We start from the raw sequence: 11,874 nt of genomic DNA, 5'->3' as shown, positions 1-11,874 counted from the left end.
CAGAACGGTGGCGCGCCTATCGGAGCGAGATCCACGGATGGGCCGGGTCACCAGGCCAATGCATCGGCAACGTGAAGAATGTAAGCCGGGTCACATTTTATCGTTTGGATTAAGTACCTCTGTCAACCGTTGTTGCAGCACGGAGCGCATTTCGGCATCCAGCGCACGTCGTTCGCTGTTGGCAAGGATGAACAAATCCTCCACCCGTTCGCCGATGGTACTGATGCGGGCGCCGTGCAGCGAAACACCGAGGTCAGCAAACACTTCGCCGACGCGCGCCAGCAAACCTGGCTGGTCCAGCGCCACCAGCTCCAGATAGCTGCGGCGGTCGGTATGGGTGGGCAAAAAGTTGACTTCGGTATCGACGCTGAAGTGTTTCAGACGTGACGACGGCCGGCGCGTACGCGGTGGCACCCACTGCGTTTGCGTGATCGCCTGCTCCAGCGCCTGAATAATCAGCGGATGGCGATCCGCTGCCAGCGGACTGCCGTCCGGCTCCAGCACAATAAAGGTGTCCATGGCCATGCCGTCGCGGCTGGTAAAGATCTGCGCATCGTGCACGCTCAGATTACGGCGATCGAGTTCTCCGGCTACGGCGGCAAACAGGTAAGGGCGATCCGGGCTCCAGATGAAGATCTCGGTGCCGCCGCGCGTGGCCTGCGGGCTCACCAGCACCAGCGGTTTGCTGAGGTCATGATTGATCAGATGCCGCGCGTGCCACGCCAGCTGGTTGGGCGTATGGCGCAGGAAGTAGTCGGCGCGGCAGCGGCTCCAGATATGGTGCAGGCGCTCTTCGTTGAGATTTTCCATGCGCAGTAGCGCCAGCGCCTGCAGCCGGTGATGACGCACGCGCTCGCGCAGATCCGGGCTGTTCTCCATACCGCGGCGCAGCTGTTTTTCGGTGGCGAAGAACAGCTCACGTAGCAGGCTCTGTTTCCAGCTGTTCCACAGGCTTTCATTGGTGGCACAGATGTCGGCAACCGTCAGGCAGGCCAGATAGCGCAGCCGGTTTTCATTTTGCATCACTTCAGCAAACTGCTGAATCACCGTGGGGTCCTGAATGTCGCGACGCTGAGCAGTCACCGACATCAGCAGGTGATGACGCACCAGCCACGCCACCAGCTGCATTTCGCGCGAATTGAGGCCGTGCAGCTCAGCAAAGTCCAGCGCGTCCTGCGCGCCAAGAATCGAGTGGTCGCCGCCGCGCCCTTTGGCGATATCGTGCAGCAGCGCGGCCATCAGCAGCAGCTCCGGCTGTGGCAGGCGCGGCCACAGCTCGACGCACAGCGGGTGCATCGGGCGCGTGGCTTCGTCGGCAAAACTTTCCAGCTTCTGCAACACGCGGATGGTGTGCTCATCCACGGTGTAGGCGTGAAACAGGTCGAACTGCATCTGGCCGACAATATTGCCCCACAGCGGCGTATAAGCCCACAGTACGCTGTGGCGATGCATCGGCAGCAGCGCGCGCTTTACCGCGCCTGGATGGCGCAGAATCGCCATAAAGGTGCGGCGCGCTTCGGGGATCTGACACAGCGGCTGTTGCAGATGACGGCGGGCGTAGCGCAGCTGGCGTAGCGTGGTGGAATAGATGCCGGTGATGGTTTCGTTACGCACCATCACGTAAAACATGCGCAGAATCGCCTGCGGCTCGCGCTCAAACAGCGTGGGATCGCGCAGGTCGATCAGATTACCGCGCAGCTGAAAATCCTCATCGATGCTGCGCGGCTTCTCGGTGGTCGACAGCGCCAGAATGGCTTCGTCAAACAGCTGCAGCAGCATCTGGTTCAGCTCGCCGATACGGCGCGTGACGCGATAGAAATCTTTCATCATGCGCTCAACCGGCTCATTGCCTTCGCCGCCATAGTTGAGGCGCTGTGCCACGTTGAGCTGGCGATCGAACAGTAAGCGGTTATCGTAGCGCGGCAGCGTCAGGTGCAGCGCGAAACGGATGCGCCAGAGAAATTCCTGGCACTCATTGATCTCATTGCGTTCGGCTTCAGTGAGAAAGCCAAAGCCGACCATCTCATCCATGGTGGTGGCGCCAAAGTGGCGGCGCGCGACCCACTGCAGAGTATGAATGTCGCGCAGCCCGCCCGGGCTGCTTTTGATATCCGGTTCGAGGTTGTAGCTGGTGCCGTGATAACGCTGATGGCGTTCCAGCTGCTCCTCAATTTTGGCGGCGAAGAAGCGTGACGACGGCCAGAAACCGTCGCTGAAGATATTCTTTTGCAGTTCGAGAAACAGCGCCACGTCGCCGGTCAGCATGCGCGACTCAATCAGGTTGGTGGCGACGGTGAGATCCGACAAGCCCTCCAGCAGACACTCTTCCAGCGTGCGTACGCTGTGGCCGACCTCCAGCTTGAGATCCCACATCAGCGTCAGCAGTTCTGAGGTGCGCTGCGCGGCAGCTTCGTCCAGTGGCTGACGGCTCAGGATCAGCACGTCGATGTCCGACAGCGGATGCAGCTCGCCGCGGCCATAGCCGCCCACCGCCACCAGCGCGATCTCTTTCATCTGGTCAAAGCCAAACAGCCGCCACAGCCGGCGCAGCAGGCGATCGATAAACAGCGTGCGCGCATCAATCAGCGATTCAATATCGCTGCCGGCGTCAAAAGCGCTGCCCAGATGCTGCTGGAACTGTTCAAGATACTGTTTGAGTTTGTCGCGCGTCAGCGCGTCGTCTGGCCAGCTGGCGGGGGAATCGGTCAGGCCTTTGTGTACTGCTTCGGTCACGCTACCACTCATCAACATGCCTCTTCTGCGCCATAAAAAGCGGGCTTAACGCCGTGATGCCGTTCAGTTAGCCACCGTCCGTGACATCACCGCAGTAGCGGCGCGGGTTAACGCGCAACTGATGGCGCCGCTACGGGAGGTGCAGGGATGGGTGAACCTAAACTGACAGGCGTTCGTTTTGAGCCGGCCTGTTATCCTGATGACGAGCGTTACGCGTTGTTTTCCAGCACCGCTGGAATAGTGTCGTCGGCGCGCAGCGTCAGGATCTCACAGCCGTTTTCCGTCACCACAATAGTATGCTCATACTGTGCGGACAAGCTGCGATCTTTGGTTTTCACCGTCCAGCCATCTTTCATGGTGCGGATGCGATAATCACCGGCGTTTACCATCGGTTCGACGGTAAACGTCATGCCAGCCTGCAGCACCACGCCGCTGTCGTCGGCATCGTAATGCAGCACCTGCGGCTCTTCATGGAAGCCTTTACCGATGCCGTGTCCGCAATACTCGCGGACCACGGAAAAATCCTGTGCTTCCACGTATTTCTGAATCGCCCGGCCCAGTTCACGCAGGCGAATGCCCGGCTTCACCAGACGCAGCGCAATGTACAGGCTCTCCTGCGTAACCCGGCACAGGCGCTCGCCCTGAATCGTCGGTTTGCCGACGATGAACATCTTTGACGTATCGCCATGGTACTCATCTTTGATCACCGTGACGTCGACGTTAACGATATCCCCGTCTTTCAGCACGCGATCGTCGCTGGGAATACCGTGACATACCACTTCGTTGACCGAAATACACACTGATTTCGGGAAACCGTGGTAGCCGAGACAGGCTGAAATGGCCTGCTGCTTTTCGGTGATGTGCTGGTGGCACAGACGGTCAAGCTCGCCGGTGGTGACGCCTGGCACGACGTGTGGAGCAATCATCTCCAGCACTTCGGCAGCCAGACGGCCCGCCACGCGCATTTTTTCGATTTCTTCTGGGGTTTTGATTGAAATGGCCATTAAATAATCCGCAATCGCCGCAATTTTCGACAATAATGAGTTCTGTGGCAGTCATGTTAGCAGTCAGCAAATGGGCTGCCAAATCGGGATTATACCCTGCCGCTCATGCTAACAACTGTTGGCGTATTCCTGCGCATTGTGGTATAAAGCGCGCCGACGATTCTCTGTCACCTCGTATGAGAGGGCAGGAAACGCATAAATCTCATTATGTGTACTAAAACACACATGTATCGACACGTACGCCGGGGTGCCTCGTAAGAGGTCGGTTGTATGGGATACATGGAGGCCCAACCCCAAACAAACTTTTAGAGGTAATCATGGCAACTGTTTCCATGCGCGACATGCTCAAGGCTGGTGTTCACTTCGGTCACCAGACCCGTTACTGGAACCCAAAAATGAAGCCATTCATTTTTGGTGCGCGTAACAAAGTTCACATCATCAACCTTGAGAAAACCGTACCAATGTTCAACGAAGCCCTGGCTGAGCTGAACAAGATCTCTTCCCGTAAAGGTAAGATTCTGTTTGTTGGTACCAAGCGCGCTGCTGCCGAAGCGGTAAAAGAGTCTGCGCTGAGCTGCGACCAGTTCTTCGTTAACCACCGCTGGCTGGGTGGTATGCTGACCAACTGGAAAACCGTTCGTCAGTCAATCAAACGCCTGAAAGATCTGGAAACTCAGTCTCAGGACGGTACTTTCGACAAACTGACCAAGAAAGAAGCACTGATGCGTGCTCGTGAGCTGGCCAAGCTGGAAAACAGCCTGGGCGGTATCAAAGATATGGGCGGTCTGCCGGATGCACTGTTCGTTGTTGACGCTGACCACGAACACATCGCAATCAAAGAAGCAAACAACCTGGGTATCCCGGTATTTGCTATCGTTGATACTAACTCTGATCCAGACGGCGTTGATTTCGTTATCCCAGGTAACGACGATGCGATCCGTGCTGTAAGCCTGTACCTGACTGCCGTTGCCACTACCGTGCGCGAAGGCCGTTCACAGGACCTGGCTGAGCAGGCTGAAGAAGCTGCTGAAGCTTAATAAGGTTCGCTCTTTCTGAGAGCCCTTAGACATCAGATGTGATCTGTTAAGGGGCCGTGAAGGCCCCTTTATTTATCTCACTTAGTCACGCACCCTGTTCGGGCTGGCGGGGCAAGTAAATTTTCCGCAACAAGTTTCTGACAGTGTGAAAGCACTGCGAGACGAATCGAGGATTCTGGAATGGCTGAAATTACCGCTGCACTGGTAAAAGAACTGCGCGAGCGTACTGGCGCAGGCATGATGGACTGCAAAAAAGCGCTGACCGAAGCGAACGGCGACATTGAGCTGGCGATCGAGAACATGCGCAAGTCTGGTGCGATCAAAGCTGCTAAGAAAGCAGGCAACGTGGCTGCTGACGGCGTGATCAAAACCAAAATCGCTGGCGACTATGGCGTGATTCTGGAAGTGAACTGCCAGACTGACTTCGTGGCAAAAGATGCCGGTTTCCAGGCCTTTGCTGACAAAGTGCTGGACGCTGCTGCTGCCGGTAAAGTGACTGATGTGGAAGTTCTGAAAGCGCAGTTCGAAGAAGAGCGCGTGGCACTGGTTGCGAAAATCGGTGAGAACATCAACATCCGTCGTGTTGCTGTCCTCGAAGGTGCTGAGCTGAACGGCTATCTGCACGGCGCGCGCATCGGCGTACTGGTTTCTACCACCGGCGCTGATGAAGAGCTGAGCAAGCAGATTGCGATGCACGTTGCTGCCAGCAAGCCAGAGTTCGTGAAGCCAGAAGACGTTTCTGCTGACGTGGTTGAGAAAGAGTACCAGGTTCAGCTGGACATCGCGATGCAGTCTGGCAAGCCAAAAGAGATCGCAGAGAAGATGGTTGAAGGCCGTATGAAGAAATTCACCGGCGAAGTCTCTCTGACCGGTCAGGCTTTCGTTATCGATCCGAGCAAAACTGTTGGCCAGGCGCTGAAAGAGAAAGGCGCTGACGTGATCAACTTCATCCGCTTCGAAGTGGGCGAAGGCATTGAGAAAGTCGAATCTGACTTTGCAGCCGAAGTTGCTGCCATGTCCAAACAGTCTTAATGGTTTGCAGGAACCGCCGAGAGGCGGTTCTTTTTTGTCTGCGTTTTGGCGCAGCAATTTTCAGTCTCATCCCAATAGCTTTTCTCACGCGCTAAGCGGATGATCGATCAGATTTAACTTCTCATTCATCTTATCTTCCAGGAAGAATTGACCATGGCGACCAACGCAAAACCTGTATATCAACGTATCTTACTGAAACTGAGCGGCGAAGCACTGCAGGGTGCCGAAGGTTTTGGTATCGACGCGAGCGTACTTGACCGTATGGCGCAAGAGGTGAAAGAGCTGGTTGAGCTGGGCATTCAGGTGGGTGTGGTAATTGGTGGCGGTAACCTGTTCCGTGGCGCGGGTCTGGCGCAGGCAGGTATGAACCGCGTGGTCGGCGACCACATGGGGATGCTGGCGACCGTGATGAACGGCCTGGCAATGCGTGACGCACTGCATCGTGCGTACGTTAACGCGCGCCTGATGTCGGCGATTCCGCTGAACGGCGTGTGTGATAACTACAGCTGGGCAGAAGCCATCAGCCTGCTGCGCAATAACCGCGTGGTGATCTTCTCTGCCGGTACCGGCAACCCGTTCTTTACCACCGACTCAGCGGCCTGCCTGCGCGGCATCGAAATCGAAGCGGACGTGGTACTGAAAGCCACCAAGGTCGACGGCGTCTACTCAGCCGACCCGGTGAAAAATCCGGATGCCACGCTGTACGAACAGCTGACCTACGGTGAAGTGCTGGAAAAAGAGCTGAAAGTGATGGATCTGGCCGCCTTTACGCTGGCGCGCGACCATCAACTGCCGATCCGCGTCTTCAATATGAACAAGCCTGGCGCGCTGCGTCGCGTGGTGATGGGTGAAAAAGAAGGCACCCTGATTACGCATTAATACCCGACGCAGGATAAAATAAGGTATATTCTGTTGGCGCGCTGCACTGCTGTCGCGCAGCATTCAGGATGATCGATGTTTATCGATACCGTTTCCGTTCCGCTGCGTCCGGAAGTGGCCAGGTCAAACCGAATCCAAGGGTTTCAACGTGATTAACGATATTAAAAAAGATGCTGAAACGCGCATGGACAAATGCGTGGAAGCATTCAAAAACACCATCAGCAAAGTGCGCACCGGTCGTGCTTCGCCTTCACTGCTCGACGGCATCGTTGTGGAATATTACGGTACGCCAACGCCGCTGCGTCAGCTGGCCAGCGTCACCGTTGAAGATTCACGCACGCTGAAAATCAACGTGTTCGATCGCTCAATGGGTCCGGCAGTCGAGAAAGCTATCATGGCTTCTGACCTCGGCCTCAACCCAAGCTCAGCCGGTAGCGACATTCGTGTTCCACTGCCTGCGCTGACCGAAGAGCGTCGTAAAGATCTGATCAAGGTTGTGCGTGGCGAAGCCGAGCAGGGCCGTGTTTCCGTGCGCAACGTGCGCCGTGACGCGAACGACAAGATCAAGGCGCTGCTGAAAGACAAAGAGATCAGCGAAGACGACGAACGTCGCTCGCAGGACGAGATCCAGAAAATGACCGACGTTCGCATCAAGTACGTTGATGCGGCGCTGGCCGAGAAAGAGAAGGAACTGATGGAATTCTGATTCCGTCATTTGCCTGACAAAACGCCGTTCAGAGACGTAGTACGACTCTGGCGGCGTTTTACATTGTGCCCGGCGTACGCGCGGGCGCGCACCACGACTTCACAGGGACAGCACCATGAAGCGATTAACTCTGCTGGGTTCGACCGGCTCAATTGGCACCAGCACGCTGGCGGTAGTGGCGGCGCATCCTGAGCGCTATCAGGTGACTGCGCTGGTGGCAGGTCAGAATGTGGCGCTGATGGCCGAACAGTGTCAGCAATTTAAACCGCGCTACGCGGCGATGTCCGATGACGCTTCCGCTGCGGCGCTGCGTGAACGACTGAAAGCACTCAACATAGATACGGAAGTGCTCTCCGGCGTTCAGGCCGCCTGCGAACTGGCCGCGCTGGATGAGGTCGATCAGGTGATGGCCGCCATTGTGGGCGCTTCCGGTTTACAACCGACGCTGGCCGCCATTCGCGCCGGCAAAACCGTCCTGCTTGCCAATAAAGAATCGCTTGTCACATGCGGCCGTTTGTTTATGGAGGCGGTGCGCCAGCATCAGGCGCAGTTGCTGCCGGTTGACAGCGAGCACAACGCCATTTTTCAGAGTTTGCCCGCTTCCATACAGCATCAGTTGGGGTACGCTGATCTGCGGGAGAATGGCATCGAGTCGATTCTCCTTACGGGATCGGGTGGTCCTTTTCGTGACACGCCATTAGCCGAGCTGGCCGCTATGTCGCCAGATCAGGCCTGTGCGCATCCGAACTGGTCAATGGGGCGTAAAATCTCCGTTGATTCGGCCACCATGATGAATAAAGGTCTTGAATACATTGAAGCCCGCTGGCTGTTTAACGCCACCGACGCACAAATGGAGGTCATCCTGCATCCGCAGTCGGTGATTCACTCCATGGTGCGATACTGCGACGGTAGCGTGCTGGCACAGCTGGGTTCACCCGATATGCGCACGCCAATCGCCCACAGCATGGCCTGGCCGGCACGTATTACCGCAGGCGTAACGCCGCTTGATTTCACCCGAATGAAGGCGCTGACGTTTGCTGAGCCGGACTACGCACGCTATCCCTGCCTGAAGCTGGCAATCGATGCATGCGCAACCGGACAGGCGGCCACCACCACGCTGAACGCAGCCAATGAAGTCGCGGTAGCGGCATTTCTGCAGCATCAGATTCGCTTTACCGATATCGCGGCCATCAACAGTGAAGTGCTGGCAACCCTGCAGTGTCAGGAGCCGGGCAGCGTGGATGACGTGATGGAGATTGATCGGATTGCACGCGTGCGGGCCACGGCGTTGCTGCCGCGCTTTCGTTTAGCCGGTTGATGGTGGCGCTATTTGTTCGCTCAGGGTGAAAATGGTATAGTCGCTCGCTCGCGTTTTACGGCCCGACATTGTTTCGATGTCATCCGGTGAAGTTTCCGGCGTTTGCCGCAGGCGCAATGTATTCAGAAACCACAGCATTTCTGATGAAAGGAATTATTACGCGTTATGTCGTCCAACAATCACAATACAATCGATGACGGGTCGTACTGCACGCCACGTCACGTGGCCATCATTATGGATGGTAATGGTCGCTGGGCAAAAAATCAGGGCAAACTGCGTATTTCAGGCCACAAAGCCGGGGTAAAATCAGTACGCCGGGCCGTCAGCTTTGCGGTCAGCAACAAGCTGGAAGCGCTCACGCTCTATGCGTTCAGCAGTGAAAACTGGAGCCGACCGGTACAGGAAGTGACGGCCTTAATGGAATTGTTTGTCTGGGCGCTCGACAGCGAAGTCAAAAGCCTGCACAAGCACAATGTGCGTCTGCGCATTATTGGTGATATCAGCCGTTTCAATAACCGCATTCAGGAACGCATTCGCCGCGCCGAGGAACTGACTCAGCAAAATGATGGACTCACCCTCAACATTGCTGCCAACTATGGCGGCCGTTGGGATATTATCCAGGGTGTAAAAAAACTGGCTGAACAGGTTCAGGAAGGACTGCTACGTCCTGACCAGATAACTGAAGAAAGTCTGGCTCCGCATTTGTGTATGCAGGAGCTGGCGCCGGTGGATTTAGTGATAAGGACCGGGGGAGAGCATCGGATCAGCAACTTCCTGCTGTGGCAGATCGCCTATGCTGAGTTTTGGTTTACCGATGTTCTCTGGCCTGATTTTGATGAACACGTTTTTGAAGGTGCACTGAATGCATTCTCTCTGCGGGAGCGACGCTATGGCGGCGCTGCACCAGGCGGCGCCTGAGCAACCTGGGGGTAACCTTTGCTGAAGTCTCGTCTGATCACCGCGTTTATTCTGATTCCGCTGGTGATCGCTGCTCTGTTTTGGTTGCCGCTGTCCGGTTTTGCGATTACCACCATCATCATCTGCATGCTTGCCGCCTGGGAGTGGGGGCAGCTGGCGGGGATGGCAACGCGTCAGCAGCGTATCTGGCTGGCGGTGCTATGCGGCCTGCTGCTGGCGGTGATGCTGTTCACCCTGCAACCCTATCAACGTAATCTGCACCAGTTCCAGATGGAGAGCTCGCTCTGGGCCTCGCTGGGCTGGTGGATTGTCGCGCTGTTTCTCGTGCTGTTTTATCCGGCCTCCGCTGCGCTGTGGCGCGCATCGCGTCCGCTGCGCCTGCTGTTTGGCGTGCTGACCGTGGTGCCGTTCTTCTGGGGCATGATGGCGCTGCGCCAGTATCACTATGACACCGACCATTTCGCCGGCGCCTGGTGGCTGCTGTTCGTGATGTTCCTCGTCTGGGGCGCGGATTCCGGTGCTTACATGTTTGGTCGTCTGTTCGGCAAGCATAAGCTGGCGCCGAAAGTCTCGCCGGGCAAAACCTGGGAAGGCTTCTTTGGCGGACTGCTGTCATCGGCGATTATCGCCTGGCTGTTTGCGCTGCTGGCCCCGCTATCGGTGGCGCCGGGCACGCTGATTATCTGCGCCGTGATTGCCACGCTGGCCTCCGTGCTGGGCGATCTCACGGAAAGTATGTTCAAACGTGAAGCCGGTATCAAAGACAGCGGTAACCTGATTCCGGGGCACGGTGGTATCCTCGATCGCATTGATAGCCTGACAGCCGCGGTGCCGGTATTTGCCTGCCTGCTGCTGCTGGTGTTCCGCACCCTCTGAGGATAAGCGACGATGTTGAGCATACTCTGGAGTTTTGTCGCCTTTATCGTGGCGCTCGGCGTGCTGATTACGGTGCACGAGTTCGGCCACTTCTGGGTGGCGCGTCGCTGCGGTGTCAAAGTAGAACGCTTCTCGATCGGTTTCGGCAAAGCCCTGTGGCGTCGCACTGATCGCCAGGGCACGGAATACGTGATCGCGCTGATTCCGCTCGGTGGCTACGTCAAAATGCTCGACGAGCGCGTAGAGAGCGTGCCCGCTGAGCTGCGTCATCAGGCCTTCAACAATAAAACCGTGCTGCAGCGTGCCTCAATCATTGCCGCCGGTCCCATCGCCAATTTCATCTTTGCCGTGTTTGCCTACTGGGTGGTGTTCATCCATGGTGTGCCGGGTGTTCGCCCGGTGGTCGGCGAAATTATGAGCGGTTCCGTCGCGGCAGAAGCGCAAATTACCTCCGGCATGGAACTTAAAGCGGTTGACGGTATCGAAACGCCTGACTGGGATGCTGTGCGCCTGGCGCTGATCGGTAAAATCGGCGACAGCAGCGCCACGCTGACCGTGTCACAGTTTGGTCAGCAGGCGACGCAGCAGAAACAGCTCAATCTGCGTGACTGGCAATTTGAACCGGACAAACAGGACCCGGTGGTCGCTTTAGGTATTCGACCGCGCGGGCCGCAAATCGAAACCACGCTGGCAGAAGTGCAGGCGCGTTCACCGGCAAGTGCTGCCGGTTTGCAAGCCGGCGACAGGATCGTTAAAGTCGATGGTCAGCCATTAACGCAATGGCAGGTTTTTGCGGCTCAGGTTCGGGATAATCCCGGCAAAAACATGGCGCTGGAGGTTGAGCGTAACGGTGAACCGTTAACGCTGACGCTAACGCCGGAAGCGAAACCGGGCAACGCAGCGGAAGGTTTTGCCGGGGTGATCCCGCGTGTTATCCCGCTGCCGGATGAGTACAAAACGGTAAAACAGTACGGACCTTTCGCCGCGATTGGTGAAGCCGGTGTCAAAACCTGGCAACTGATGAAGCTGACGGTTTCGATGCTGGGCAAGTTGATAACCGGGGACGTCAAGCTGAATAACCTGAGCGGGCCAATTTCGATTGCGCAGGGTGCCGGATTATCAGCTGAATATGGGGTGATTTATTACCTGATGTTCCTCGCGCTGATTAGCGTCAACTTAGGGATCATCAATCTGTTCCCTCTGCCGGTTTTAGATGGTGGACATCTGCTCTTTCTGGCGATCGAAAAGATCAAAGGTGGACCGGTGTCCGAGCGAGTTCAGGACTTCAGTTATCGCATCGGCTCAATTTTGCTGGTGCTTTTAATGGGGCTTGCACTTTTCAATGATTTCTCTCGCCTGTAATCGCTGGAA

Annotated in this window: 10 protein-coding genes; 8 read left to right on the top strand and 2 right to left on the bottom strand. The window is 56.5% G+C overall.

All coding sequences use genetic code 11. The features are described from left to right. Positions 1-90: 90 nt before the first annotated feature. Both glnD and map read right to left on the bottom strand, forming a co-directional pair. Positions 91-2,745, bottom strand: a complete 2,655-nt coding sequence (glnD, locus tag AC6I8F_RS15430; RefSeq protein ID WP_021507492.1) for a bifunctional uridylyltransferase/uridylyl-removing protein GlnD — start codon at positions 2,743-2,745, stop codon at positions 91-93. 197 nt (positions 2,746-2,942) lie between these two features. Continuing rightward, positions 2,943-3,737: a type I methionyl aminopeptidase gene (gene map / locus AC6I8F_RS15425; protein WP_021507491.1), complete on the bottom strand. Its 795-nt coding sequence runs from the start codon at positions 3,735-3,737 to the stop codon at positions 2,943-2,945. A gap of 317 nt (positions 3,738-4,054) precedes the next feature. Here map and rpsB point away from each other — a divergent pair, with 317 nt between their 5' ends. The 8 genes from rpsB (at position 4,055) to rseP (ending at position 11,865) form a co-directional block, all read left to right on the top strand. Continuing rightward, entirely contained in the window at positions 4,055-4,774 is a 720-nt protein-coding gene (rpsB, locus tag AC6I8F_RS15420) for a 30S ribosomal protein S2 (RefSeq protein ID WP_031279692.1), read from the top strand. Positions 4,775-4,954: 180 nt separating this feature from the next. Then, the gene (gene tsf, locus AC6I8F_RS15415; RefSeq protein WP_058759527.1) at positions 4,955-5,806 is read left to right on the top strand and encodes a translation elongation factor Ts; all 852 of its coding nucleotides are present in this window, start codon (positions 4,955-4,957) and stop codon (positions 5,804-5,806) included. Positions 5,807-5,959: 153 nt separating this feature from the next. Further along, positions 5,960-6,685: a UMP kinase gene (gene pyrH, locus AC6I8F_RS15410; protein ID WP_010616191.1), complete on the top strand. Its 726-nt coding sequence runs from the start codon at positions 5,960-5,962 to the stop codon at positions 6,683-6,685. 148 nt (positions 6,686-6,833) lie between these two features. Beyond that, positions 6,834-7,391, top strand: coding sequence for a ribosome recycling factor (frr, locus tag AC6I8F_RS15405; RefSeq protein ID WP_498028198.1), 558 nt, complete (start codon positions 6,834-6,836; stop codon positions 7,389-7,391). Between the two features lie 115 nt (positions 7,392-7,506). Beyond that, positions 7,507-8,709, top strand: coding sequence for a 1-deoxy-D-xylulose-5-phosphate reductoisomerase (gene ispC, locus AC6I8F_RS15400; protein WP_058774798.1), 1,203 nt, complete (start codon positions 7,507-7,509; stop codon positions 8,707-8,709). A 165-nt stretch (positions 8,710-8,874) separates the two neighbouring features. Beyond that, positions 8,875-9,627, top strand: coding sequence for a (2E,6E)-farnesyl-diphosphate-specific ditrans,polycis-undecaprenyl-diphosphate synthase (ispU, locus tag AC6I8F_RS15395; protein WP_058759529.1), 753 nt, complete (start codon positions 8,875-8,877; stop codon positions 9,625-9,627). 18 nt (positions 9,628-9,645) lie between these two features. Beyond that, positions 9,646-10,503, top strand: a complete 858-nt coding sequence (gene cdsA / locus AC6I8F_RS15390) for a phosphatidate cytidylyltransferase (RefSeq protein WP_010616187.1) — start codon at positions 9,646-9,648, stop codon at positions 10,501-10,503. Between the two features lie 12 nt (positions 10,504-10,515). Next, positions 10,516-11,865 (top strand): sigma E protease regulator RseP, encoded by a 1,350-nt coding sequence (rseP, locus tag AC6I8F_RS15385; protein WP_058759530.1) that lies wholly within the window; start codon positions 10,516-10,518, stop codon positions 11,863-11,865. Positions 11,866-11,874 lie beyond the last annotated feature (9 nt).

The organism is gamma proteobacterium symbiont of Axiagastus rosmarus (genome assembly GCF_059730925.1).
This window is presented reverse-complemented; position numbering and strand designations above follow the sequence as displayed.

What these genes read in the sequence shown, in the direction of transcription:
- ispU (WP_058759529.1), top strand. Translation starts at nt 8,875, where the DNA reads ATGTCGTCCAACAATCACAATACAATCGATGACGGGTCGTACTGCACG.
- tsf (WP_058759527.1), top strand. Translation starts at nt 4,955, where the DNA reads ATGGCTGAAATTACCGCTGCACTGGTAAAAGAACTGCGCGAGCGTACT.
- ispC (WP_058774798.1), top strand. Translation starts at nt 7,507, where the DNA reads ATGAAGCGATTAACTCTGCTGGGTTCGACCGGCTCAATTGGCACCAGC.
- glnD (WP_021507492.1), bottom strand. Translation starts at nt 2,745, where the DNA reads ATGAGTGGTAGCGTGACCGAAGCAGTACACAAAGGCCTGACCGATTCC.
- map (WP_021507491.1), bottom strand. Translation starts at nt 3,737, where the DNA reads ATGGCCATTTCAATCAAAACCCCAGAAGAAATCGAAAAAATGCGCGTG.
- pyrH (WP_010616191.1), top strand. Translation starts at nt 5,960, where the DNA reads ATGGCGACCAACGCAAAACCTGTATATCAACGTATCTTACTGAAACTG.
- rseP (WP_058759530.1), top strand. Translation starts at nt 10,516, where the DNA reads ATGTTGAGCATACTCTGGAGTTTTGTCGCCTTTATCGTGGCGCTCGGC.
- rpsB (WP_031279692.1), top strand. Translation starts at nt 4,055, where the DNA reads ATGGCAACTGTTTCCATGCGCGACATGCTCAAGGCTGGTGTTCACTTC.